The 23300-nt window shown below is 47.3% G+C and carries 23 protein-coding genes and 2 tRNA genes; 16 read left to right on the top strand and 9 right to left on the bottom strand.

All coding sequences use genetic code 11. The annotated features are described in order from the left end of the window. Positions 1 to 253 precede the first annotated feature (253 nt). Entirely contained in the window at positions 254 to 613 is a 360-nt protein-coding gene (locus D0S45_16250; GenBank protein TIH13073.1) for a response regulator, read from the top strand. Positions 614 to 617: 4 nt separating this feature from the next. Here D0S45_16250 and D0S45_16245 read toward each other — a convergent pair whose 3' ends face one another. Together D0S45_16245 and D0S45_16240 are read right to left on the bottom strand one after the other, a co-directional pair. Next, a complete protein-coding gene (locus D0S45_16245; protein ID TIH13072.1) occupies positions 618 to 1490 on the bottom strand; it encodes a PAS domain S-box protein in 873 nt (290 codons plus the stop codon). Further along, positions 1487 to 2605 carry a histidine kinase gene (locus D0S45_16240; protein TIH13071.1) on the bottom strand — a complete coding sequence of 373 codons (1119 nt, stop codon included), beginning with the start codon at positions 2603 to 2605 and terminating at the stop codon, positions 1487 to 1489. The genes D0S45_16245 and D0S45_16240 overlap by 4 nt, the downstream gene beginning before the upstream one ends. Before the next feature lie 247 nt (positions 2606 to 2852). On the opposite strand from D0S45_16240, the gene D0S45_16235 reads away from it, so the two are divergent. Beyond that, on the top strand, positions 2853 to 3776 hold the full coding sequence (locus tag D0S45_16235) for an ACP S-malonyltransferase (GenBank protein TIH13070.1): 924 nt from the start codon (positions 2853 to 2855) through the stop codon (positions 3774 to 3776). Between the two features lie 64 nt (positions 3777 to 3840). Here the strand turns inward: D0S45_16235 and D0S45_16230 are convergent, their stop codons facing one another. Next, positions 3841 to 4110 carry a hypothetical protein gene (locus D0S45_16230; protein ID TIH13069.1) on the bottom strand — a complete coding sequence of 90 codons (270 nt, stop codon included), beginning with the start codon at positions 4108 to 4110 and terminating at the stop codon, positions 3841 to 3843. A gap of 239 nt (positions 4111 to 4349) precedes the next feature. On the opposite strand from D0S45_16230, the gene D0S45_16225 reads away from it, so the two are divergent. From D0S45_16225 to D0S45_16215, 3 genes are all read left to right on the top strand, one after another. Beyond that, entirely contained in the window at positions 4350 to 4769 is a 420-nt protein-coding gene (locus tag D0S45_16225; GenBank protein ID TIH13068.1) for a 4Fe-4S dicluster domain-containing protein, read from the top strand. Then, on the top strand, positions 4769 to 6550 hold the full coding sequence (locus D0S45_16220) for an aldehyde ferredoxin oxidoreductase (GenBank protein ID TIH13067.1): 1782 nt from the start codon (positions 4769 to 4771) through the stop codon (positions 6548 to 6550). Before D0S45_16225 ends, D0S45_16220 begins: the two co-directional genes overlap by 1 nt. A gap of 52 nt (positions 6551 to 6602) precedes the next feature. Continuing rightward, positions 6603 to 6678, top strand: a tRNA-Phe gene (locus D0S45_16215). 53 nt (positions 6679 to 6731) lie between these two features. Here D0S45_16215 and D0S45_16210 read toward each other — a convergent pair. Continuing rightward, complete coding sequence (locus D0S45_16210; protein TIH13066.1) at positions 6732 to 7673, bottom strand: LysR family transcriptional regulator; 942 nt, start codon at positions 7671 to 7673, stop codon at positions 6732 to 6734. A 137-nt stretch (positions 7674 to 7810) separates the two neighbouring features. On the opposite strand from D0S45_16210, the gene D0S45_16205 reads away from it, so the two are divergent. Then, positions 7811 to 8506, top strand: coding sequence for a 5'-methylthioadenosine/adenosylhomocysteine nucleosidase (locus D0S45_16205; GenBank protein ID TIH13065.1), 696 nt, complete (start codon positions 7811 to 7813; stop codon positions 8504 to 8506). A gap of 136 nt (positions 8507 to 8642) precedes the next feature. Then, positions 8643 to 9122 (top strand): S-ribosylhomocysteine lyase, encoded by a 480-nt coding sequence (locus D0S45_16200; protein ID TIH13064.1) that lies wholly within the window; start codon positions 8643 to 8645, stop codon positions 9120 to 9122. Positions 9123 to 9168: 46 nt separating this feature from the next. On the opposite strand, the gene D0S45_16195 is transcribed toward D0S45_16200, so the two are convergent. The 3 genes from D0S45_16195 to D0S45_16185 form a co-directional block, all read right to left on the bottom strand. Beyond that, a tRNA-Phe gene (locus tag D0S45_16195) sits at positions 9169 to 9244 on the bottom strand. A 97-nt stretch (positions 9245 to 9341) separates the two neighbouring features. Beyond that, positions 9342 to 10220, bottom strand: coding sequence for an NAD(P)-dependent oxidoreductase (locus D0S45_16190; protein TIH13063.1), 879 nt, complete (start codon positions 10218 to 10220; stop codon positions 9342 to 9344). 122 nt (positions 10221 to 10342) lie between these two features. Continuing rightward, positions 10343 to 10933 (bottom strand): LysE family translocator, encoded by a 591-nt coding sequence (locus tag D0S45_16185; protein ID TIH13062.1) that lies wholly within the window; start codon positions 10931 to 10933, stop codon positions 10343 to 10345. A gap of 273 nt (positions 10934 to 11206) precedes the next feature. Between D0S45_16185 and D0S45_16180 the strand changes: the two genes are divergently transcribed. The 7 genes from D0S45_16180 (at position 11207) to D0S45_16150 (ending at position 19197) form a co-directional block, all read left to right on the top strand. Beyond that, positions 11207 to 12679, top strand: coding sequence for a PLP-dependent aminotransferase family protein (locus tag D0S45_16180; GenBank protein ID TIH13061.1), 1473 nt, complete (start codon positions 11207 to 11209; stop codon positions 12677 to 12679). Positions 12680 to 12724: 45 nt separating this feature from the next. After that, complete coding sequence (locus D0S45_16175; GenBank protein ID TIH13060.1) at positions 12725 to 14011, top strand: 4Fe-4S dicluster domain-containing protein; 1287 nt, start codon at positions 12725 to 12727, stop codon at positions 14009 to 14011. A gap of 473 nt (positions 14012 to 14484) precedes the next feature. Continuing rightward, a complete protein-coding gene (locus tag D0S45_16170) occupies positions 14485 to 15045 on the top strand; it encodes a GAF domain-containing protein (protein TIH13059.1) in 561 nt (186 codons plus the stop codon). Between the two features lie 25 nt (positions 15046 to 15070). After that, the gene (gene gap / locus D0S45_16165; GenBank protein TIH13058.1) at positions 15071 to 16090 is read left to right on the top strand and encodes a type I glyceraldehyde-3-phosphate dehydrogenase; all 1020 of its coding nucleotides are present in this window, start codon (positions 15071 to 15073) and stop codon (positions 16088 to 16090) included. 373 nt (positions 16091 to 16463) lie between these two features. Beyond that, on the top strand, positions 16464 to 18056 hold the full coding sequence (locus tag D0S45_16160) for a hypothetical protein (protein TIH13057.1): 1593 nt from the start codon (positions 16464 to 16466) through the stop codon (positions 18054 to 18056). Between the two features lie 2 nt (positions 18057 to 18058). After that, positions 18059 to 18952, top strand: coding sequence for an alpha/beta hydrolase (locus tag D0S45_16155; GenBank protein ID TIH13056.1), 894 nt, complete (start codon positions 18059 to 18061; stop codon positions 18950 to 18952). Continuing rightward, positions 18952 to 19197: a hypothetical protein gene (locus tag D0S45_16150; protein ID TIH13055.1), complete on the top strand. Its 246-nt coding sequence runs from the start codon at positions 18952 to 18954 to the stop codon at positions 19195 to 19197. The genes D0S45_16155 and D0S45_16150 overlap by 1 nt, the downstream gene beginning before the upstream one ends. A 24-nt stretch (positions 19198 to 19221) precedes the next feature. On the opposite strand, the gene D0S45_16145 is transcribed toward D0S45_16150, so the two are convergent. Both D0S45_16145 and D0S45_16140 read right to left on the bottom strand, forming a co-directional pair. After that, entirely contained in the window at positions 19222 to 20889 is a 1668-nt protein-coding gene (locus tag D0S45_16145) for an FAD-binding protein (GenBank protein TIH13054.1), read from the bottom strand. 170 nt (positions 20890 to 21059) lie between these two features. Further along, positions 21060 to 22094, bottom strand: a complete 1035-nt coding sequence (locus D0S45_16140; protein ID TIH13053.1) for a radical SAM protein — start codon at positions 22092 to 22094, stop codon at positions 21060 to 21062. A 175-nt stretch (positions 22095 to 22269) separates the two neighbouring features. On the opposite strand from D0S45_16140, the gene D0S45_16135 reads away from it, so the two are divergent. Then, positions 22270 to 22692, top strand: a complete 423-nt coding sequence (locus D0S45_16135) for an HIT family protein (protein ID TIH13052.1) — start codon at positions 22270 to 22272, stop codon at positions 22690 to 22692. A 128-nt stretch (positions 22693 to 22820) separates the two neighbouring features. Next, the gene (locus D0S45_16130; protein TIH13051.1) at positions 22821 to 23111 is read left to right on the top strand and encodes an integration host factor subunit alpha; all 291 of its coding nucleotides are present in this window, start codon (positions 22821 to 22823) and stop codon (positions 23109 to 23111) included. The last annotated feature ends 189 nt before the right edge of the window (positions 23112 to 23300 follow it).

Raw genomic sequence — 23300 nt, 5'->3', positions numbered from 1 at the left:
AAAGGGTGCAGTTGGGATGTTATTATGCATATCTAGAATGTTAATTTTGGCAAAAAGGAATTTATACATAATAATTTTCGTGTTTCGAAAATTAAATGTGCATTGAAGAAAATATTGGTAAAAACATTTCTGCTAAAAATGAAAAATATTCTGGAGTGTGCTGCATGGCAGCAAAAGAATACATAAAACAGAGTACTCGACTAAAGTGCATGTTGATATTATGATTCGTCAGCGAATCTTAAGGAGTCTGGTTATGGCACATATTCTTGTACTTGATGATGTTGTTGACGCGGGGATACTTCTCAAGCGCATTCTGGAACGCAAGGGGCACAAAGTAAGTGTTTTTTCTGAGGAGGAGGAAGCTCTTTCTTTTGTTTCCGGCAGTGATGTTGAACTTGCTATTCTTGACATTAAGCTCAAGAAAATGACCGGGGTGGAAGTGCTGGAAGAAATGAAGAAGTTGTTGCCTGAACTGAAGGTGATCATGCTTACCGGTTATCCGACTCTTGAGACCGCCCGTGAATCACTTAAACACGGAGCCAATGAGTATTGTGTAAAGCCGATAGACAAGGAGGAGTTGGAGTCTAAAGTTGAGGATGTGCTTGCCGGATAATTAATTATTCCCGGAAGTTCCCTAGTTCTTCAACCGTGGCGATGACTTCGGTTTTGGGGCTGCCCGGAGATACCGGGTTAAATCTGCTCCGAATATACATTTTTTTATTACCTGTAATTGATATGTAGTTACTCTCGTATATTGCCGGTTCGCCGCTTAATGCCTGTTTTACTGCCTTTTTCATTTCTCCGGTCCCTTTCTGGACAGCGTTGAATCCAATCAGTTTTTCTCGTGTTGATCCCATTTGTTCTATGAATTTACGGTTGCAATCTCTGATGATTCCTTCATGGTCGAAATAAATTATTCCCAAGGGTGAATTCTCAAAGATTACTTTATGGATGCGCCGTTCTTCCGATATGGCTTGCTCAGCTTTCTCCCTTTCCCGGATTTGATTTTTGAGTTTCATGTTCAGGATTTCATTGCGGCGGTGGGTTTGGCAGGAAATTATTGATTCAGCCATCCTGATGTTAATTTTATGAAGTGATTTCAGCATGGAGTGTGGCAGCGGAGAATCTCCCCTGCTGATCATTAGGAATCCTGCTTCGGGGAGATCCATTAGGTAATAGTGTATTCCTTCGAATGGGTTATGCAGGGGCAGGCTTTTTTTCAGGTTATGGAGATCTTCCTGAGTGCGGCAGCTGGCTATTTTTTCAGCAAAACCATCAAAAAAACTATGCTTCTTTTCTCTGAGAGGGATGGAGAATACTTTGCTGAAGTTTAGAGCTTCTTTGTCTTGAAGAACGACCCTTGCGCTCATACAGCATGAATTACGAAGGTATGTTGAAAGTGCTGTTACCAGCATCTCTTCAAGGTCCATGCTTTTACCAATAGACATGGCGATTTCGTAAAGCAGTTGCTCCTGAATTCTAATACTCACAATTCCTCCAGAATGGATAATACAGTGGTCTTGTTGTGAAATTCGAGAGATTGTTTTGTTTGGGTGGCTATTTCCCCGAATGAAAGAAAGCCCACCAGAGGGATATCCGGAAGATGAACAGCGTCCAATTCATGTTTGAATCTGTCTTTGAGGAATAAGGCCCTTGATATGCAGTCAATTATCAACCCTGTAGAGTTTTTTCCGAGGCTGAATTCCGTGGCACATGTGGATAGTTTGCTTGACGCTTTAATTAGTGAATCTGAGCTGCCGTGCATTATGTTTACAAATGCCCCTTCCAATATTTCACCAACACAGGTCAGCGCACCTGTTTCATCGACCATTACCGGGTCCCGGATAATGGGTTCGTTGCACATTCTGGAAATTCCAAAGGGATATGACATGGCAATGCGGGAGAAGTTCTCTTGGGTTATGTATTGCCCGGAATGTTCACGGATGACTTCTCTATAAATATTAATGGCAGGCATCCAGTTGATGGTTTTAATTACATTGCGATCTGCTTCAGTTACTTTAAACGGTCCTTTTATGGGGTACCAGCCGTGGCTGATGTGTACTGTGCTTTGCGTATTCAGCTGGACAATTATGGATGCATCCTCCAGTAATCCTTCATTACTGAGAATGCAGGGGCGTTTTTTAAGACTGAGTGATCCGGTTCCGCCTCCGATAATATTTCGCTCAAGTCCGATGTTTATGAACATGGCATTTATGAATGAGGAAATCCGGCTGGCAAAGCCGTCAGTTAAAACAAAGATGGTTTCAGAAATATCATCTGTTTTGAAAATATTATTAAGGTGGTGCATGAAGTCCGTATCGGGATTGCTCATTCCCCGGATTATGGACAGTTTCGGTTCTTGGGAAAGCCCTATTACAATGGTGCCGGTTTCCATTGTTTCTTTCTGGTGAATTATGCCCGGAAAGATTCCCCCGGCAAGGGGGACAGGACAGTCTTTAAGAAAAGAATCAATATTATCCGGTGTGAATCCGTTTTCATCACAGGTCAGGATTATGATTCCTTTTACCCCGTCACGGTTTGCGGTTTTTTTTAGTACTGCTTCAAGAGCTTGAGCACTGCCCGTTTTTTCCATTTCAATATACATGCGTGATCTCCACTATTTTTAGAGATATATATTAAAATATCAAAAAAAAAGATTTTGTGCAGGCAAAAAGGACGCCAGTTAAATACGCGAATGAATTTATAATGATTGAGCTTGAACAACGCTCCTAAATCTGCTTTTTATAGGCTCTCTTCCAGCGCGCGAGTGCGCATAACTAAATGTATAAACAAGTTTTTATCATATAAAAGTGTCCGGCATTTGGTCGGCGTTTATTCAAGGAGTATTTAAAATGTCTGATTTATCTATACTTTTTCCCGGTCAGGGGTCTCAGGAACCCGGAATGGGTCGTGATCTTGCTGAAAAATGGTCTACTGCCATGGATATGTGGAAATTTGCCGAAGCCGAGTCCGGCCTGCCTTTGCGTGAGATCTACTGGGAAGGCAATGCCGTTGATATGGCTAAGACTGATGCCCTTCAGCCCGGTTTGACCGTGGTAAACCTTTCCATCTGGGCCTACCTTAAGGATAGCCTTAAGCCGGCAGCTACTGCCGGTCACAGTCTTGGTGAATTCGCATCGCTGGGTGCTTCCGGTGTTCTTTCTGTGGAAGACACCATCAAGGCTGTCAGTCTGCGCGGTAAGCTTATGTCTCAGGTTGCCAATGAGGATCACGGCATGGCTGCTGTTCTCAAGCTGGACCAGTCCGCTGTTGAAGAAGCCGTTGAATTCGGAGCATCTGAAACCGGAAAAGAATTGCGTGTAGCCAACTACAACTCCCCGGCCCAGTATGTAATCAGCGGTGAAAAGGCTGCCATTGAGGCTGCCGGAACTGTGATCAAGGAAAAGAAAGGCCGTGCTATTCCTCTTCCGGTCAGTGGCGCATTCCACAGTCCGCTTATTCAGGAAGCTGCTGATGAATTTGCAGCCTACCTCGGCAAGCTGGACTGGAAAGCTCCCGTATTCCCGGTTTATTTCAACGTCACCGCAGCAGCAGAGTCCAACCCTGAAGAGATTAAGAAGATCATGAGTTCTCAGATGACTTCATCCGTGCGCTGGATTGAAATTGTCACCAACCAGTATGCAGCTGGTGCGCGCAACTTTCTCGAACTCGGACCCAAAGGCGTGCTGACCAAGTTGTTGGTCGCTAACCTTAAAGGCAAGGAGTACGAAGGGAAAGGTGTCGGTAATCTGGAACAGGCTGAAGTACTTAAGTAATAGCTGATTTTTAGAAAGAAATGAAAAGGACCAGCCTTCTCAGGCTGGTCCTTTTTTTTAAAACTTAGATTGAGCAGGTTCCGCTTTCGGAGCAGTAGTTGTCGATTACATTCATCATTTGGTTGGTGAAGTAAACACAATTATGTTCATTAAAGCAGCTGCTTACATACGAAGAGTCCATATGAGTGGATAAAGATTCTGAATCGCTTCCAAGGGTTATGATCCAAGTGTCCTGTTCTTCGTTGAACTTTGTGGACATGCCGATATTAAACATTTCTATTTCCGGATAAAGGTCCATGACCATCTGCCGGATTTGGGAGTCATTAAGTCTCATAGTTCCCCCTCATGGTTGCAAGTGAGAAGATATTTTTATCGATTTTATCTATGGTTCATATTTAAAATATAAATTGTAAATTGCGACTGTCAAATTTTTCAGGCTAATCTGAGGTTTTCCGCGCAGTTTGAATTCTGTTTGTGTATGGTGTTCATTGTGTTAAAATTATAGTTAGGATCAAAATTTTAAAAATTAATGTTCATGTTCGTAAATGATATTTATCTAATTTGGGAGACCATATGAAAACATTGACTGCTTCACGTATGGAACGTTGCATAGGATGCCATTCCTGCTCCTTTGCCTGTGCACGTCTGGTGCATAAGCTGCTCTCATGGAATACCGCAGGGATCAGGATTGCCTCTTCCGGCGGTCTTTCCACCGGATTTGTAGCCAAAGTTTGTCTGGCCTGCTCCCCGGCACCCTGTGCCGAGGCCTGCCCCACCGGGGCCATGCGGGCCCGCAAGAAAGGTGGTGGGGTTATTCACAAAAAGGATATCTGTATCCGTTGCGGCAAATGTGCTGAGGCCTGTCCGGTGGATGCAATTTATCTGGATCTTAAGGATCGCCCGTACGTGTGCATCCATTGCGGCAGGTGTGTTGAATACTGTCCCCATGAATGTCTTGAGATGGTCGAATCAGACCAGAGGAGGGACTCATAATGATACGTGATTACTTCAGAGTCCTTGTTGTTGATCTGGGTAGCGGCAAAGGAAATGTGGTCAAGGTCGACGGGCGCAATGAATTTGCCGGGGGCAGCGGCTTGGGTGCTCTGCTTTTTGAAAAATACGGGCATGCGGATCGTCCGTGGGATGACCCGGACCAGCCGCTTATTTTTTCCATCGGCCCTTTGACCGGGCTGTTTCCTTTGATGAGCAAGACTGTCTGTTCATTTAAATCTCCCTATCACGACCAGTTTGCCGAGAGCCATGCCGGGGGCCGTTCTGCTTTGGCCATCCGTTTTGCGGATTATGATGCTTTGGTTATCGCCGGGCGTGCGCCGCGTTTATCCTGTCTCTCTCTCGGTATGAAACATCTGGAAGTGAAAGACGTTCAGTTTTTGGCCGGGAAGGATGTTTTCAGTACCGGAAAGATTTTGCGTTCCATGTATCCCGGTTCCGGGCACAGATCCATTCTGCGCATCGGTCCTGCCGGGGAGAACCTTTCGGGCATGGCCTGCATCAATGCCGACACTTATCGCCATTTTGGGCGTTTGGGGTCCGGAGCGGTTATGGGTGCCAAGAATCTCAAGGGGATTGTGATTCAGGGAGACGGCTCATTCGCTTTGCCGGAAAGTAAGGAATATTCCAAGATCTATAAGCAGGTTTACGAGAAGATGACCGCCACCGATATGATGAGCAAGTATCACAACCTCGGGACTGCGGCTAACCTTGATGCGCTTAATGAATTGGAATCATTGCCGTGGAGAAATTTACAAGCGACCAAGGATGAAGCAATAACCGGAATTACCGGAAAGAAATTTGCTGACGACACCCTGCTGCGCAACGCGGCCTGTGCCGGGTGTCCGGTTGGTTGTATCCATATCGGCTTCGTGCGTGAGAAATTCATGGAGGATAACCAATATCTCTACCGTCAGGTGGCTTACGATTACGAGCCCATTTTCGCTACCGGGTCCATGCTTGGTGTTACTGACGCCTTTCAGGTACTGGGCATAATGGACGAGGTGGAAAAGGCCGGTCTGGATGTTATGTCCGGCGGGGTTGCTCTTGCATGGGCCACCGAGGCTTTTGAAAAAGGTCTGGTCAGTGAAGCTGAAACTCTTGTGCCGCTTGCTTTCGGTGATGCGGAAAACTACAAAAAAGCAGTGCAATACCTCGGCAGTGCGGAAAACGATTTCTATGCCGCACTGGGCAAAGGTTCACTTGTGGCGGCCGCAAAGTACGGAGGCGAGGATTTTGCCTGTGTTCTGGGGCAGGAAATGGCCGGATATGCTACCGGGGAAGCTTTTTATGTAGCTGAAGGGCTGGGTTTCCGTCATTCTCATCTGGATTCAGGCGGGTATTCATGGGATCAGAAAAATGATCGTAAGGATGCTGGTGAGGTTTGCGATTTCCTGATCAGCGATGAAACCGGTCGGGCATTCCTCACTTCAATGGTCGCCTGTTTGTTCGGGCGTGGAGTTTACAAGGATGAGATCCTTGCCGAGTGCTTGAAGTCCGTAGGTTACGGAGAAATAGCTGATAATATGGATCTTATCGGAGAAAGGGTCCGGGCCATGCGTTGGAAAGTACGGTTTTCCACCGGCTACGACCCTGAGAAGATCAGTATTCCCAAGCGTTACCGAGAAGTAAGCACATGGAAGGGTAAGACTGATCCGGAATACATGGAAAAGCTTAAAGCTGAATATGGTCGCAGAATTTGCGAACTGGTCTCTGATGAAGCGCTTGAGAAGCTTAATTTAAAAAAAGTTGAGAAAAAATAAAAAAATGCTTGCCAAGCGTGTCTTGTTTAGTTAGTAATCTCTCCTCAGCGGCGCCGAGGTAGCTCAGTCGGTAGAGCAGGGGACTGAAAATCCCCGTGTCGGCAGTTCAATTCTGTCCCTCGGCACCACTAAGTGCATAGAATAGCCCTCATGATTTATCATGAGGGCTTTTTCGTTTTTCCTACCTCAACTCCAATTTCGCATAATTCTTATTTAGTTCCATCCGTAAGTGTTCCTGAAATGCTCTTTCTGTAATCGTCGACTGTTTGTCCTTGAATTGAACGCAAGAGATTGTATTCTGTAGTTTTTCTTTGCCTGGGCGGATAGCAATGATCTCACCCGCATTGATTTCTCTGTTCATCAGATGACTGACCGTAATTCCCGCTCCAATCCCTGCTTTAATGGCTGAAACAATGGCCTCGGAGCTGTCAGCAATGAATACAAGGTTTAATTGTTGCGGTTCGCGTTCAAAATGTAGTTTGAACCAACTGCGGAACAGGGCGATATCATCTTTGTAGCCGATAAAATCCAGCTTTTTTAACTGATCGTAATTTGTTCCGTTTATTCGCGCCCGGTAATATTTTTTTGAGCAGGCCAGCACGAATTCTTCACGTACTACGGGCTTTATGGAGTAGGCCGAAGTCCCGCCCGGTGTGTCCATGAAAAAGGGCAGGATGTCGATGTAGGCGAAATCAAGTTCGCCATTGGCTACCTTGGAGAAGAGTACCTTGGGTTCGTCCAGGTCTAATTGCATGGTCACTCCCGGATATTTGCGCCGGAATGAGCCGAATACTGGCGGTAAGTAAATTTTCCCGAACTCTATAGGCGCGCCGATGCGTAGCGGGCCGGAGGGAGTATCCAAGCCATCATTGATATGGCGGACTCCCTGTTCCAGCTCAGACATGAATCCTTGTACTATTTTATACAGCTGTTTTCCGGCAGCAGTGGGCACAAGTCTGCGGTTGACTCGTGTGAACAGTTCTGTCTGGAGCTCATCTTCCAATTTTTTTAGATGCTGGCTGACCCCGGACTGGGTGATGTGTAGTTGCTTTGCTGCCCTGGTGCTGCTTTGCTCATTAAATATGTGGAAGAAGACTTTTAGTCTGTTCAGATCGGGAAGCATTTTTTTTGCCTTCACAGTAAGTTTTAGTAATTAAAAAAAGTAGAACTATTAATTTTACTAATTACACGGCCCGCGTATATCTTTCAAGCAAGAACACGGCAGTGAGATCTGTCGGAACAGATAAAAGGAAAAATGTTTTGAAGATAGGAATTATCGCGGCAATGGAAGAAGAACTTGCATTGCTGGTCAACAAACTGGATGAGCCGAAGGCAGAAAATTTCGGGCAGTTCACATACCATACCGGAAAAATTAATGGGGTGGATGTGGCTCTTTTTTTGTGCGGAATCGGTAAAGTTAACGCTGCGGTGGGGACTACTCTGCTGCTGGATAAATTTAAGCCCGACTACCTGATTAATACCGGGGTGGCCGGGGCATTTCCCGGTAACATCAATATCGGCGATATCGTGGTTTCATCGGAAGTGCGCCATTACGATGCCGACGCCACTGCATTCGATTACGAAATGGGCCAGATTCCGCAGATGCCCGCTGCATATCAGGCGGATAAGCTTTTGCTCGGATTGGCGCAGAAGGCATGGATCAACGAGGATACCATCAGCGTACATCAGGGGCCGGTTCTTTCCGGGGATTCTTTTATCCATACCCCTCAACAGATTTTGCAGATTGAGCAGAAGTTTCCCGATGTAATGGCCGTGGAAATGGAAGGAGCAGCTATTGCTCAGACCGGATTTTTGTTCAACGTGCCTTTTATCCTGATCAGGTCCATTTCAGACAAGGTTCACGAGGACGGAAGTAGTGCGGTTTACGAATCCAGCATGGAGAAGGCTGCCGCTAATTCAGTGAGCATGGTTTTGTCTATGCTTGATAATATTTGATGCGCTATCGCGTTTTTTGATGAAAAGATTTTGCCTCCGGCGGCCCTTCGGGGACCAGAGAACCCTTTTGAAAAGGGTTCTCTGGACTCTCCTAAAACTTTTAGTAAGCTTCACTGCTTTGTTTGAGAGATTACACATGAATAGGATTGAGAGCTTTAAAATAGACCATACACTGCTTAAGCGTGGAATTTATGTTTCCCGTCGTGATGAAATTGGGGCTGAGAATATCACCACTTTTGATTTGCGATTAAAAGAACCCAATAACGAATCTGTCCTTGATCCGGCAGCGGCGCATACACTGGAGCATATCGGGGCAACGTTTTTGCGTAACCACGCGGAGTATGGTGAGAAGGTTGTGTACTTCGGTCCGATGGGTTGTTTGACCGGATTCTATCTGCTGCTGAACGGCAGGTATGATTCAAAGGATGTGGTGAGGCTGATTCAGGAATTGTTCAAATTCGCAGCTGATTTTGAAGGCGATGTTCCCGGTGCTTCCGCTGTGGAATGCGGAAATTACACGCTTATGGATTTGGCGCAGGCCAAACAGGAAGCCGCAAAGTATTATGCTGAAGTGCTGGATGGGATTGGTTCGGATAGTTTGAATTATCCAGAATAAAAGAAAAAGCCGTTACAACTTGGTTGTAACGGCTATTCTAATCAAGTGGTGCCGAGGGACAGAATTGAACTGCCGACACGGGGATTTTCAGTCCCCTGCTCTACCGACTGAGCTACCTCGGCGCCGGAGAAAATCTTCTACGTAGATCGTTAAATTAAGTCAACAATTATTTGTAGATTAAAGTGCAAATTGTTTGCGCTAAGCGCGTCAAATTCTTTCTTACTTCCCATTCATCTTTTCCAAAACCTTGTACAAAGCCTGAGTACCAAGTTCATCATAACCAAGTGCCATGGCTGAGATATAGAACTGGTTGACCAGTGCCAGTCCGGGCAGGGAGAGGTTCATACGCTTGGCCTCATCAAGGGCGATGCCCATATCTTTGACGAAGTGTTTGATGAAGAATCCCGGGTTGAAATCATCATCCGCAATACGGCGACCAAGATTGTTTATGGACCATGATCCGGCCGCACCGGAGCCGATCACATCAATTACTTCATTGAGATCCATGCCCGCTTTGTAAGCATAGAGCAGGGATTCCACGGTTCCGATCATGGTTCCGGCGATGAGGATCTGGTTACACATTTTTGTGTGCTGGCCTGCACCTGCTTTGCCCATGAGTTTAATGTTGCTGCCCATGATTTCAAAGAGTGGGTTTACTTCATCGAAAGTTTTTTGCTCACCACCGACCATAATTGCCAGTGTGGCATTGCGTGCACCGAGGTCGCCGCCGGAAACAGGGGCATCAAGTGTGCCTACGCCTTTTGCGGTTGCTTCTTCGGCAATGCGCTGGGCAAGGGCGGGTTCGGAAGTGGTCATGTCCACGATAATTTTTCCAGCGTCGGCATTTGCCAGTACTCCGTTTTCACCGAGAATGGTCTGTTCCACGTCAATGGGATAGCCGACAATGGTGAAGATAATGTCTGCCTGCTTGGCAACTTCTGCCGGGGAATCACACCATTTTGCGCCTTCAGCTACCAGTTGGTCGGCCTTGGATTTGGTGCGGTTGTAGACGTATGCCTCGTTGCCTGCTTTGATCAGGTGCATGCACATAGAGCCGCCCATGACGCCTGTTCCGATCCATCCGATTTTTATACTCATAATATTTTATCCTCACTGTGAATTTACTTTTAAGACGATTTACTCGATAGCAATTTATCGTCCCATGTGGCAACGCCTTAACAAAAGGGTTTAAGAGCCCCGGTAGGGCCGCCGGAGGCATCTTATTTGTAAAGGGCATAGGCCGTGGCACCCACCATGAGTACCACCATGGAAATATTTACTGTATGGCGTACTGCCGGGGAGCGCAGCATTTTCATGAATGATTCGCCTGCAAAGCACCACAAAGAATGAAAGAGGGCCGCGCTACAGGTGAAAGTGGCTACAAAGATCATGATTTCCGTGAATTGGTTTGCGGTCGGGTCAACAAACTGGGCGAATGCTGAAACGGTCATGGCGTAGTGTTTCGGGTTCAGAGGATGCAGGGCCAGACCTTCTGCAAATTTAAATGCTTTTGGCTGACCGGATGCATTGGCGTGCATGTTCAGCACCTTCCATGCAAGGTAGAGGATGTAGATCAGTCCGCCAATTTTGAGAACTGCTGACACTTGCGGATAGGTCATGAACAATTGGGCCAGCCCCATGGCGGCTAGCAGATCCATGGTCATGCCGCCGATTACCAAGCCTGATAGGAACGGGATGGAGCGTTTGAAGCCAACTGCCTGACCAAGAGCCATGGATGCGATGTTGCCCGGTCCGGGGGTTCCGGTCATGACAATGACAAATATGAGGAAAGCCCAGAAATTTTCTTGCATGGTGATGCCTCCGGCGGCTGGGGAGGGGAAAACTTTTGCAAAAGTTTTCCCCTCCCCAGACCCCACCCCTTTCAAAACCTTTTAATAGGCTTCGCCGTTTTGTATGGCTGATTGGGGATTGTGTGTTGATTGAGCGTTGTCCGGACAACGCTTGACAAGGGGACCACTGGACGTGGTTGATAACTAGCAGTTTAATGATGATTGTGTGCTTTTTGCTGCTTAATTGTATTCATATGCTTGACATTGTATGTAGTCAAATGAAACATTGTCTGCATGACAAAATGGATACCTGAGTTGGAAGAAAGTGCGCGTCCAAAGTTCAAGCTTCTGGCCGATGCCATTGAGCGTGATGTTTATGCCGGGAAACTTAATCCCGGAGACAGGCTACCCACCCACCGTGATCTTGCTGATGATCTGAAGATGAACGTGAGCACAGTGACCAGAGGCTACGCCGAGGCCGAAAAACGGGGGCTTGTCTGCGGGACCGTTGGTCGCGGAACTTTTATCGCTTCTGATGCGATCACCTCATCATCAATGGTCACCTTCGAGCCGCACGCACCGGGCATGATTGAACTGGGCATGGTCAATACCTTCTATGATCTGGACCCGGACATTCAAGATGGCATGAAGAAACTTACTCGCCGCCGCAATCTTAATGCTTTTCTGCGCTATACTGATCCGCAGGGGCTACCGGAGCATCGCGAAGTGGGGGCGCAGTGGGCCAAGCGGTATAGGTTGGATGCTTCGGCGGGGGATGTACTGGTCTGCTCCGGTGCGCAGCATGCTTTGACTTGTTGCCTGAGCAGTTTGTTCCGGGCCGGGGACCGCATTGCTACCGATACTCTGATCTATCCGGGTATGAAGACTCTTGCCAATATGCTCGGTATCCGCCTGGTTCCTGTTCCCATGGACGATCAAGGTATGATTCCTGAACAGCTGGATACAATTTGTCGCCGGGAAAAGATCAATGGCGTATCGATCATGCCCGGGGTGCAGAATCCCACTTCCGCGTGCATGTCTTATGAGCGGCGGGAGCAGATTGCCATGATCGCTTGTAACCACGACCTGACCATCATAGAAGATGATGCTTACGCACTGACTGTGGAAAGTGATCTGCCTCCGGTTACATCTTTTGCCCCGGAACGGAGTGTTTTCATTGCCGGACTTTCCAAATCCATTGCCGTTGGTTTGCGGGTGGCTTTCATGGTCGCGCAGGGTGAGAGATTCAAGCAATTGGCTCACGCGATTCTCAATTCTGTTTGGATGACTCCGCCGCTTAACGTGGAGCTTATTTCGCAATGGATTCAGGATGGAACAGCGGATATAACCGTCAAGCTCAAGCGTCAGGCTGCGCGTCGTCGTTTTGAAGCGGTAAAGGATCTGCTTGATGGAATGGGTTTGGGGGCGAATCCGTCAGGTTTTTTCCTTTGGCTATCCCTACCCGAACCATGGAAGGGGTATATGGTTGAGTCTCGCGCCCGTGAAGCCGGATTAAATATTTTCGGAGCTGAGAAATTTGCTGTGGGCGGTGGTCCCGTTCCAGCCAATATCAGGCTTTCTTTGAGCGGGCCCAAGGATATTGCACAGTTGCGCAAGGGGCTTGGGATTTTAAAAGAAGTTCTGGATGGTAGAGACTATTTCAAAGAAGCTGTTCAGCAAGGATTAGAAGAACTGAACAGAGGGGAAAGGATTTCTCACGAGGAGATGACCAAGTCTATTAAAGAACTTGGATATGGTGTTAGTTAATTCATTTCTTGCTAATGCTTTTTAGCAAATGTAGATCAAATTTTTATGGGACACATCATCGGAAAAGATATTTACCGTCAGCTGGGTGGGAAAGTGGACGGAACCACTGTGCGTATGCCGTGGTCCGATTCCATGCGTGAAATGCTCATTGCTCTTTATTCTCTTGCGGAAGCGGAGCTTATTGTGCGTATGCCTTACCGCCCCTCTTCAATTGAGCGAATTTCAAAGCTGACCGGAATGAGCGAAAATGCGCTGCGTCCCATGCTAGAATCCATGTGCCATAAAGGGCTGGTCTGCGATCTTTGGGAAAAGGACCGCTATCTTTATATGATCAGTCCTTTTGTGATCGGTTTTTTCGAATTCACCATGATGCGCACCAAGGGTGAACTTGATTCTGCCAAATGGGCTGAGCTGTTCAATAATTATATGTTCGGGGACAAGTCCTTTTTTGAAGCCAATTTCGGCAACAACGAGCAGATTTCCATCATGCGTGCATTACCTCATGAGGGGACCATCCGCAATGTGGACCATGTGGAAGTGCTCGATTACGAAAAAGCTTCCGCTCTAGTGGAACAGCAGGACCGGTTTGCGGTCAGCCTCTGTTCCTGCCGCCATGAAAAAATGCACCTTGGCAAGCAGAGATGTGGTATTGATCTGGAAACATGTACTTCCATGGGCGAGGCCGCCGACTTTCTGATCCGTAACGACTTTGCTCGTGAGATATCCCGTTCTGAAATGGACGATATAATGGTCCGCTCACGGGAAATGGGCTTTACCCTGACCACCGACAATGTTCGTGAGAATGCCGGATTTTTATGCCACTGCTGCGGGTGCTGCTGCAACCTGATGAACGGAATTAAGTCTTCCGGCTATCCGGGCATTGTGGTTTCTTCTACCTTCATTGCCGAGATTGAGCTTGCCGACTGCAACGGTTGTAGCAAGTGTGCCCGGGCTTGTCCTGTCGACGCCATTACTATTTATAAAGAAGCTGTTCCCGGATCAGATAAGTCACGTCGATATGCGCAGATCAACAAGGAAATTTGTCTTGGCTGCGGAGTTTGTGCCCTCAAATGTCCCACAGGGGCTTTGCAGATGGATAAACGCGAACAGCGGGTTATCCACCCTGAAGACAGCTTTGAGCGGGTTATCCTGCAAACTCTTGAGCGTGGAACATTACAAAATCTTATCTTTGATAACCCAAACAGCCGCAGCGAGGACTTCATGCGTTCCTTGCTGGGCGGATTCCTTAAGCTTTCTCCGGTGAAAAAAGGGTTGATGAGCGATGCTCTGCGTTCCCGTTTTCTCAGTGCCTTGCGTAAGGCAACCTCATAATTCTGAGTCATTGTCAGTTCTTCTCTTTGCTGTGCCTTGTTTGTGACTTTAGTGGTTGCTGTCAGGGCGGATTCTGCTATTATTGAACCTGTCTCTTCTCCGGGTGGTTGTTGATATTTCTAAACCGAACCCTTCTCAATCCAGTTCCTCGTAATCCCGGATCAGTTTTTTTATTGAATAAATTTTCTAATCGTACTTGATGAGAAATTGCTAATCTGCAATGCTTTCAGGGTGTTTAATTTTATTTAGTTTATAAATAATTGGTGTATAGTTATGCATAGCAAAAGTGAATAAAATTTTCATAAACGAAAAACATTTAGGAATAAAAAACATAGAAATGTTAGAAAGTGGTCATTTTTTGCATGCAAAAGGTTTTCAAATCTGTTAGAAAGAATTTAACCCAGAACTTGATACGCAGGTCCGCTTTAATTTGCGGCCCTTTCGGTTAAACATAAACAAGGCAGGTAAGAGAAATGGGTGTAACCAGACTCTACAAAGCAATTTTTGAAATCACCAGAGCTGTTAACTCCAGTCTGGAACCGGAAAATGTTCTGCACAGTATTGCCGAAAAAGTGGCAACTGAAATGGAACTGAAAGGTTGTTTTATCAGACTTCTCGATCGCAAGGGTGAAACTCTGAAAGCAGATGCATCCTACGGATTGAGCGAACGGTACGAAAAGAAAGGTCCTGTTGAGGTTTCCAAAAGCCGTCTGGACCAGGAAGTTCTTGAAGGCAAGATCGTATCCATTCCCGATGTAAGAAAGGATGACCGCTTTCAGTATCCTGAAGAAGCAGTCAAGGAAGGTCTTTGCTCTCTGGTCGTTCTTCCCCTTACCGCACGTGGTGAAAAAGTTATCGGTGTTCTGCGCGTATACTCCGCTGAGCTTCGCGAATTTTCTGAAGAGGAACTGGATTTCCTCAAGTGCGTTGCAGACCTCTCCGGTCTCGCTCTTGAAAATGCCCGCATGTATAGCGCACTGAAGCGTGCAAGCGAACTGGCAAACGATTACATCTACCGCGTCGACGATTTATAAGACGTTTGAATATAAGGAATTTATAATGAGTAAAGTAAAAGTAGGTATTAACGGTTTCGGCCGTATCGGCCGTCAGGTTCTTAAGACCATCTGGGAAAGACATCGCGACACTGTTGAAGTTGTTGCTATCAACGACCTTTTCGATATTGAAACAAACTCCGCTCTTTTCGCACGTGACACCAACTACGGTAAATTTCCCGCAGAAGTAAAAGTAGAAGGAACCACCATGTACATCGGTTCTGACTACACCATCAAAAACTTCGCGGAACGTGATCCTCGCCGCATCCCCTGGGGTGAGTGCGGTGTTGATGTCGTTATCGAGTGTACTGGTATTTTCAGAACCGGACCTACCGCTGCGCAGCATCTTGAAGGCGGCGCAAAGAAGGTTGTTATCTCCGCTCCTGCAAAGGAAGAAGATATCACCGTTGTTATGGGTGTTAACCACAAGGATTACGATCCCGCGAAACACCACATTATCTCCAATGCTTCCTGCACCACCAACTGCCTCGCGCCTATCGTTAAGACCATGCACGAGAAGTTCGGTATTGATAAAGGTGTGATGACCACTGTTCACGCATACACCAACGACCAGCGTATTCTCGACCAGCCCCATAAGGATCTGCGTCGTGCTCGCGCTGCCGCTTGCAACATGATCCCCACCTCCACCGGTGCGGCTAAAGCTGTTGCTCTGGTAATCCCCGAAATGGCCGGCCGTTTCGAAGGTTACTCCGTGCGTGTACCAACACCTACCGTATCCCTTGTTGACTTCGTTGCAGTGCTCAAGAAGGACACCACAACCGAAGAACTCAAGGCTACTCTGAAAGCCGCTGCTGAAGGCGAACTCAACGGAATCATGGGTTACTCTGAAGAGCCTCTTGTTTCTTCCGACTTCCTCGCCGATCCCCGTTCCGGTATCGTCGAAGCAGACTTCACAGTTGTACAGGGCGGCAACCTTGCCAAGGTTTACGCATGGTATGATAACGAATGGGGTTACTCCTGCCGTCTGGCCGACCTGATCGACTACATGGCTAAGTGCGGTATCTAACTGTAGCGTCCATCAAATTTATAAATTTGATTTTTTCTTAAAATAAATATGAATTTATTTTAAGGGCGTTATCCTAATAAATTACTAAAGATCGGCAGCGGTTCGGGATGTTTACCGCTGCCGATTTTGACCCTTTTCCTGAAAGGGTTTAAAACCTCCCAAAGTTCGTCCGGGTAGTGGATGTACCCGGATAGAATATTGAGATTCTTAAGATTGCCAAGACGGGCGGCCTGTATTTTACAGGTCGTCCGTCTTGTATTTTTTACAGGGGCGGACCTGAGTCAACTGACTCAGGTCCGCCCCTGTTGTTATTTTCAATTCTTGTAAATGGTTTTTTATCAATTAAATTAATCAATAATAGGAGAAAGTAACAATGAAAGTAGCAAGTGAAAAAGGTGGAAATTTTTTAAAGGGTCAGTCCGCAGACGGTTTGTTCGGGACTGAAAAAGAGCGAGGGGTCAGCCCGGAGCTGGAAATGTTAAGTTTACGGGAGAATATTGATCCAGCATTGCTCCAGCGTGCCCGTGACCGGGAAGAAGAGGAGCGCGATTTACGGGTGTTGGATGCTTACAACCGTTTTGAATCCGGGTTGCAGGAGATACTTGCCGACCCTGATTCCGGGCTGATGGAGCTGCGTGCAGGGGATGCCCAGTCCGCAGTGTTTGAAGTTAATGATTATTTTGCCGAAGAGGGCGGCAGGTTGCGTGATGCGCTGCCCGATGAAGAATGCCGGACCCGCTTTATGGATATTCTGGAATCCCGGCGCAAGACTGCAGTGGATGCAGTGGCTCGTCACCAGAGTCAGGAATACCAGAACTGGAAAGAGCGCACAGCCGCCGAGACCATTGATTCCGTGCTTAAGGCGGTTAATCTTAGTCCCGACGCAGCTTCACTCATGCATGGGGAAAGGCTGCTGGAAGGGGCAATCCTGCGGCTTTACCGGGGAAGTAATCCCGACTTTTTGCAACTCCGTTTGATTACGGTCAAACAGGCCATGTATGCCGGTGCCTTGGAAACAATAGGCCTGAAGGACCCTATAACCGCGCTGATTATGTGTGGAAGCTGGAAGGATCAATTGGGCGAAGGTCACTTTGAACGTCTTTACGAAATGTTTGAGCCGCTGGCCCGGAATCAGCACATGAAGCAGGAATTTTATTCATTGCGCAATATGGACGAAGAGCAGCTTGAAGCGGAGCTGGAAGATTTGAAAGATGATGATATGCGCCGTGAACTTTCGGAAATGTTGGCGGCTGATGGAGAGCTACGTGAGAGGGCCGAGGTGCAGGCTGAAGAAGAGCGCATAAACATGGCCTGCCGGGAACTGTTCAAACGATTCATGGAAGGCAGTCTGTCCGCTGAAAATATTCTTGATTCCGGCTTTGAAGCTGAGCTTCGTTCCCTGTGGCTGCTTATTTTCAGCCGTAAAGGGGAAAAGGGCAGCGATGAAGCATTGATCAAAGTTGTAGAGGCGGTAATCAATGATGAAATCAGTGAGGAGTACCAGATATACGCAGCCATTGTGGACGGCCTGGGTGAAATGGATGCATCCATGTTGGCCGCTCTTTTCATGCTCAAGGAGAATCCTGAATCACGGCTTATGGTTAACGGGTTACGCGAAATCGGCGAACGCAGCAAAAATGCTTCGAGTGATCAGCGTGATCAGGCAGCCGCAATCCGTGATTTCATGCATCGGGTGGCTGTGCTGGTCAGCAAAGGTGAGCCGTTCAGCGTAACCAAAGTGCGTAATGAAGTTGTTGCAGATCATTTCGGAAATGTTCAGGGCGTGAAAAGTGAGCAGTCTGAAGATCGAGTGCGGGAATTGTCCGAATCCATAGAGTCCACAAATGATTTTGAAGAGGCTGATCATGTTGCGGATGAAGAGGGGGTAACGGATTCAGCAATGGAAGATGAAACCGATCAGCTTTCCAAAAAAGATGATGAAGGGTATCCTGCCGTAGAATCCTAAAAATGGAGTTTGCTATGCGTCGGTTGATCATGCCTTTAGTGCTTTTGCTTCTGCTGGTCGGGTGTGTTCATAAGAACCTTCCCGATTCCGCGCAATACCTCACCCCCTTGCCCAAGTCGCAGGTTCAGGTGGATGATGTAAAGATTGCTTACCGTACATTCGGGGAAGGTGCGCCTCTACTCATGATCATGGGTTTTGCCGGGACCATGGATATCTGGGATGCAGGGCTTGTCCGTGAACTGGCTAAAGAGCATACGGTGATTATCTTTGATAACCGGGGCATGAGCGGTTCCAGCAATGGAACTGAGCAAATCTCCATTAGACGCATGGCTGCGGACAGCGCAGGGTTGCTGCGCGAACTCGGTTACGCACAGGCTGATGTTCTTGGCTGGTCCATGGGCGGGCTTATCGCGCAGGAAATGGCTCTCAATTATCCTGAAAAAGTAGGCAAGCTGGTCCTTTTGGGGGCATCCTGTGACGCAAAGCCCGTTGCGGATATCACCCGCAAGTTGTTGAAGATGGATGTAAAAGAATTACTCGGTCATTTCTTCCCGCCCGGTTGGATCGAAAAATATCCTGATGCCTATAAAAGGCTTCCACACCCGGCAAGTCCGCCTGATCCGGCAATTGTGCAGGCGCAGGCCGATGCCATGATAGTCTGGCCTGGTTGCTGCTCACGGTTGAGGGAATTGCAGAAAGCTACGCTGGTTATTACCGGCTTGGATGATGACATTCTGCCGGAACCCTTGGGTGTTGAAATTACAGAGCAGGTCAAAGGAAGTTGGCTGGTACGTTATAAAAACGCCACTCATTGGCTAATGTATCAGGAGCCGGTCGGACTTGGACGCACAGTGAATAACTTCCTAGAAGTTAGGCAGGATTTGATGCCAAATTAATGCCTCCGGCGGCGCTTTCAGCGGGACCAGAGAGCCTTTTTTTGGGAAAAAATAGGTTCTCTGGACTCTCCAAAAAAACTTTTAGTAGGGCTTCGCCGCTTGGCGAGCTAATTAGTTTAAACGCAAACAACCGCAATAGCATTCAAGCTATTGCGGTTGTTTTTTTGAAAGTTATTTTAATAAACTATATGCGAAGCTTATTGAAAAGTTTTGGGATTCTTAAACCCTTTTTCAAAAGGGTTTAAGGCCCCCGGCAGGGTCGCCGAAGGCTACCAAATATTTTTGTCAGAATTTTGGGTGTCATCAAAGAGCCGGGTGAAATCATCAAAGGCGGTCAGTGCTGCGGCAGCCCCTTGCCCCGTTGCGGTGATGATCTGGCGCACGCCTCCGGTCACGTCCCCGGCAGCATAGACCCGGTCTACGCTGGTGCGCTGGGTGGGATCGACTTTGATGAAACCGTCAGATCGCAACTCAACGCCAAGCTTTTCAGCAAGCTCGGTATTGGCAGTATGCCCGATGGCGACGAAGACCACATCAGTGTCCTTGATGATTTCAGTGCCGTCCTTGTTGATGATGCGCGCTGATTCCACCTGATCGTCGCCGATGATTTCGGTAACCAGACTGTTCCAGATGATCTCGATTCCTTCGCGGTTAACTGAGTCTTGCAGGACTTTCTCGGCCCGGAACTTGTCACCCCGATGAACGACGGTGGTTTCAATTCCTAGATGCTTGAGATGCAGAGCGTCGGTCAATGCGGTGTTACCACCTCCGACTACAATTGCCTTGCCGCCTTTGTAAAAATTTCCGTCACAAGTGGCGCAATAGCTGACTCCGTGCCCGTAAAATTTGTCTTCTCCTGGAACTCCGAGCATGCGCACGTTAACTCCGGTTGCCAGCAGAACGCCCTTGGCTCGGTATATTTTTTCTTCGGTGGTGATATCAATACGCGGGCCGTATTTGACATCACTGACCTCGGCAAACTGATGGATGTCGGTGTATTCGCGGGCATGGGCACCGAGAATTTCCACCAGTTCGAATCCCTGAATGTTGGCGAATCCGGGGTAGTTTTCCACTTTAGGGGTCAGGGCCACCTGTCCACCCATACCTTGTTTTTCGAGAATGATGCAGCTTAGACCGCTCCTCTTGGCGTAAATTCCGGCACTCATTCCAGCAGGTCCGCCGCCTATGATGGCCAGATCAATGTCTTCGTAAGTTGTCTCTTCTTGAGCTTCTTCTTTTGCGGCTTTCTGTTCCTTGATTACTTCTTCAAGAGGCTTGAGAAAAAGCAACTGGAGCATAAATTTTTCTTCCGGATCCAGTCCGGTAAAGGTGACTTTTTCATTGATATCAGTGTGTGGAACCGAGCCTACATTATATTCGTGGGCCATGTTTTCATTATCTAGTGTGGAGATGTTCCATGCTGAAATTTTATCTGGTCTGGCTACTGCGGCTTTAAATGCGTTGATGGCCTGACCCGGGCAGTAGGGACAGGTGGGGCTTGCAAAGACTTTGATCATCCTGTCTTCATTCAGCGGTTCAAGCATTTCTTTTGTGGAATCGGAGATAGCGTCGACGCCCTTGGATGCGAGGTTGAGTGCTTCAACCAAAGCGCGCCCTTCTTCTCCGGCAGGGGCACCGAGAAAACGGATGTCATATTCATCCGGTGATATGAGCACGGTAGGGGTGGTGATGATTTTGCGGTTTTTGCCCATTTCGCTTTCAACAGCATATTCGCGCAATTCAACTTTCTCGCTCAGAACGTTGAATGCCCGGCAGATATTGAGGGTGAAATCATTATACTCACGGTGTTCGCCGTCCGTGGTGTATACCTCGATGGTGATAGTCCGCTTGAATCCGGCGAAGAGTTTTTCAAGATATTCACGGCTCTCTTCAGGTATAAAATTGCGGTATTTTTCTTCTGCGCTCAGGGTGCTCATTCTTATCTCCTTGTTGATCCTACTTAAATCATGCGGGTACTGATCTTCTTATCAACAATAAATATGTTGCTCTCATTAATATGACTTATTTTACAGCTTCGGAAAAGATCTTTCCAAAACTATAACTTTCTACTATCGGTAATAATTACTAAAAGCAACAGCATGAGCAGTTATTTACAGATGAGCTTGAAAATTTGTCTTGCTGCAAAAGAGGTGTTGTCAGGAGAAATACCGATTCTGGCATAAAGTGGTTTCAGATTGGATTTATGTCCCCAGAACTCGCCGGAATATTGTTGCGGAACGATCAGTTGTTTGGGAGCTGATCCGCACATGGCTAAGCGGGAGCGCAGGTATAGGTAGAGAGCCTTGGACCTGATTTTCTGGCCCAGTGCAGGGTGGACCGGGCCGGCCACGATGCTGTCTTCAAAGCCGTCTTCATGGGCCACGCCGATGCGGATGACGTGAATTTTATGCATCCATAAGCGTAGCAGGGCCGGGGCGAGCTCTTCTTCCGTACGGCTTAGGGACCACGGGGTGTATTTTCCGGCTCGGTAGAGCTTTTCAAGTCCGGTTCCTTTGACTGTCAGGCAGGGGTAAATGCGTACGGCATCAGGGTTCAATTCAATAGTCCGGCTGATGTCGCGCTGGAAGTCGCCTCGTTGTGAGCCGGGCAGTCCGGGCAGCAGCTGGATGCCCAGTGACAGTCCGTTTTCACGGACAGTGTGGCAAGCCTCGATTGCGGTTTCCGGGGAATAATTACGAGCGGAACGGCGTAGCACTTCTGCTGAAAAGCTCTGGATACCCAACTCGATCATGTCCAGACCAGCTTCATGCAGTTGTTTGATCTGGTCCTGTTTGATGCAGTCCGGACGGGTAGAACAGCGGACTTTGGTTAAAAATCCCTTTTCTTTGAATTCGGCCGTCAGTGAGACAAAACGTTGCTGCCATTCAAAGGGAAGGGCCGTAAAAGTTCCGCCAAAAAAAGCCAGTTCAAGTGGATCGCGGTCTTTTTCAGCAAAAAAGGTGGGGATTTCCTGTTTAAGATCTTGATATATTACGCTTAATGTCTTAGCTCCTGTCCCTGTCTGCCTGTCTTGTGAGCAATAAATACATTTCGACGGGCAGCCCATAAAAGGCATGAAAACCGGCCAGATGCGTGTCTTAGGATGTACCGGTTCCGGATGTTTGAATGTTGTTGTGTGCATAATTTCGTGTTGCTCAGGTAAAAAAATTAGACAAATCATGCCTTTGTTTAATAAATTAGCTTGATTTAAAAAACGTGGTCGGTTATTTATTTAAATATAACTGTCTCTTGAAGATTTCAGGATCGGTTTAAGACTATTTGTTCTAACATGCAACTTAAGAACAGCAGTATTTATTATGAGTAATCAGGATTGTATTTTCTGTAAAATTGTGGCCGGGGAAATCCCTTGCTTCAAGATTTATGAAACTGACAAAGTGCTCAGTTTTCTGGATATCGGGCCGGTTAATAAAGGCCATGCACTTGTTATCCCTAAGCAGCATTGTGAGAATATCTGGGATCTGCCCGCTGAATTGGGGCATGATATAATTACCGCTGCCCAGCTTGCCGGGGATGCCATTGTCAAGGCTACCGGAGCTGATGGGTTGAATCTGATTATGAATAATAATGAAGCGGCAGGCCAGCTTGTTTTTCATGCCCATTTTCACCTTATCCCCAGATTTAAAGAAGACGGTTTCGTCCATTGGGATCAGAGTGAATATGAAAGTATGGATGAGGCAAACGTCCTTGCCCAGAAGATAGAAAAGATGATAATAGGATAAATTAGTACTAATTTATCCTCAACGATAACGCCTTTTACCTGAATCGCCGTGCCCGGCATTTTGCCTTCACGGTTAACATTAAACCCGCCGCCCCTGCCCACAGGGCCGGGGACAACGGAGGAAAGGAAATGGCTAGCGGAAACACCCTTACTAAAGCCAGCGTTGTTGACTACATCTACGAAAAGACTGACCGGAACAGAGCTGAAATCAAGGATCTGGTTGAATCCATCCTCGACATCATGAAGCAGGCTGTGAAAAAAGATCACGCCATGTTGATCAGCGGTTTCGGTAAATTTGAAGCTTACGACAAAAATGCTCGTAAGGGACGTAACCCCCAGACCAATGAAGCAATCACCCTGCCTGCACGTAAGGTTGTTGTCTTCAGACTCTCCCGCAAGTTCAGGGCTGAATTGAACTAGATGGTGAGAGGCCGCCTTTGTTGCGGTCTGGATTCCTCCCTGTTTGATATTTTGCAATGAAACAAGGGAGCTGGGAGATACCCGGCTCCTGTTTTATACTTTTGTGCAATTTATTAAATACGCGCGGTCTTTTTAAATCGATGTGTACAAAAAAATCCGCCATGTCATGCGACACGGCGGATTTTTTCA

Source organism: Marinifilum sp. JC120, from assembly GCA_004923195.1.
GTDB lineage: Bacteria > Desulfobacterota > Desulfovibrionia > Desulfovibrionales > Desulfovibrionaceae > Maridesulfovibrio.
The sequence above is the reverse complement of the archived record's forward strand: the minus strand, read 5'-3'. Positions and strand labels throughout refer to the sequence as shown.

What these genes read in the sequence shown, in the direction of transcription:
- D0S45_16250 (TIH13073.1), top strand. Translation starts at nt 254, where the DNA reads ATGGCACATATTCTTGTACTTGATGATGTTGTTGACGCGGGGATACTT.
- D0S45_16240 (TIH13071.1), bottom strand. Translation starts at nt 2,605, where the DNA reads ATGTATATTGAAATGGAAAAAACGGGCAGTGCTCAAGCTCTTGAAGCA.
- D0S45_16235 (TIH13070.1), top strand. Translation starts at nt 2,853, where the DNA reads ATGTCTGATTTATCTATACTTTTTCCCGGTCAGGGGTCTCAGGAACCC.
- D0S45_16230 (TIH13069.1), bottom strand. Translation starts at nt 4,110, where the DNA reads ATGAGACTTAATGACTCCCAAATCCGGCAGATGGTCATGGACCTTTAT.
- D0S45_16225 (TIH13068.1), top strand. Translation starts at nt 4,350, where the DNA reads ATGAAAACATTGACTGCTTCACGTATGGAACGTTGCATAGGATGCCAT.
- D0S45_16220 (TIH13067.1), top strand. Translation starts at nt 4,769, where the DNA reads ATGATACGTGATTACTTCAGAGTCCTTGTTGTTGATCTGGGTAGCGGC.
- D0S45_16210 (TIH13066.1), bottom strand. Translation starts at nt 7,673, where the DNA reads ATGCTTCCCGATCTGAACAGACTAAAAGTCTTCTTCCACATATTTAAT.
- D0S45_16200 (TIH13064.1), top strand. Translation starts at nt 8,643, where the DNA reads ATGAATAGGATTGAGAGCTTTAAAATAGACCATACACTGCTTAAGCGT.
- D0S45_16190 (TIH13063.1), bottom strand. Translation starts at nt 10,220, where the DNA reads ATGAGTATAAAAATCGGATGGATCGGAACAGGCGTCATGGGCGGCTCT.
- D0S45_16185 (TIH13062.1), bottom strand. Translation starts at nt 10,933, where the DNA reads ATGCAAGAAAATTTCTGGGCTTTCCTCATATTTGTCATTGTCATGACC.
- D0S45_16180 (TIH13061.1), top strand. Translation starts at nt 11,207, where the DNA reads ATGACAAAATGGATACCTGAGTTGGAAGAAAGTGCGCGTCCAAAGTTC.
- D0S45_16175 (TIH13060.1), top strand. Translation starts at nt 12,725, where the DNA reads ATGGGACACATCATCGGAAAAGATATTTACCGTCAGCTGGGTGGGAAA.
- D0S45_16170 (TIH13059.1), top strand. Translation starts at nt 14,485, where the DNA reads ATGGGTGTAACCAGACTCTACAAAGCAATTTTTGAAATCACCAGAGCT.
- gap (TIH13058.1), top strand. Translation starts at nt 15,071, where the DNA reads ATGAGTAAAGTAAAAGTAGGTATTAACGGTTTCGGCCGTATCGGCCGT.
- D0S45_16160 (TIH13057.1), top strand. Translation starts at nt 16,464, where the DNA reads ATGAAAGTAGCAAGTGAAAAAGGTGGAAATTTTTTAAAGGGTCAGTCC.
- D0S45_16155 (TIH13056.1), top strand. Translation starts at nt 18,059, where the DNA reads ATGGAGTTTGCTATGCGTCGGTTGATCATGCCTTTAGTGCTTTTGCTT.
- D0S45_16150 (TIH13055.1), top strand. Translation starts at nt 18,952, where the DNA reads ATGCCTCCGGCGGCGCTTTCAGCGGGACCAGAGAGCCTTTTTTTGGGA.
- D0S45_16145 (TIH13054.1), bottom strand. Translation starts at nt 20,889, where the DNA reads ATGAGCACCCTGAGCGCAGAAGAAAAATACCGCAATTTTATACCTGAA.
- D0S45_16140 (TIH13053.1), bottom strand. Translation starts at nt 22,094, where the DNA reads ATGCACACAACAACATTCAAACATCCGGAACCGGTACATCCTAAGACA.
- D0S45_16135 (TIH13052.1), top strand. Translation starts at nt 22,270, where the DNA reads ATGAGTAATCAGGATTGTATTTTCTGTAAAATTGTGGCCGGGGAAATC.
- D0S45_16130 (TIH13051.1), top strand. Translation starts at nt 22,821, where the DNA reads ATGGCTAGCGGAAACACCCTTACTAAAGCCAGCGTTGTTGACTACATC.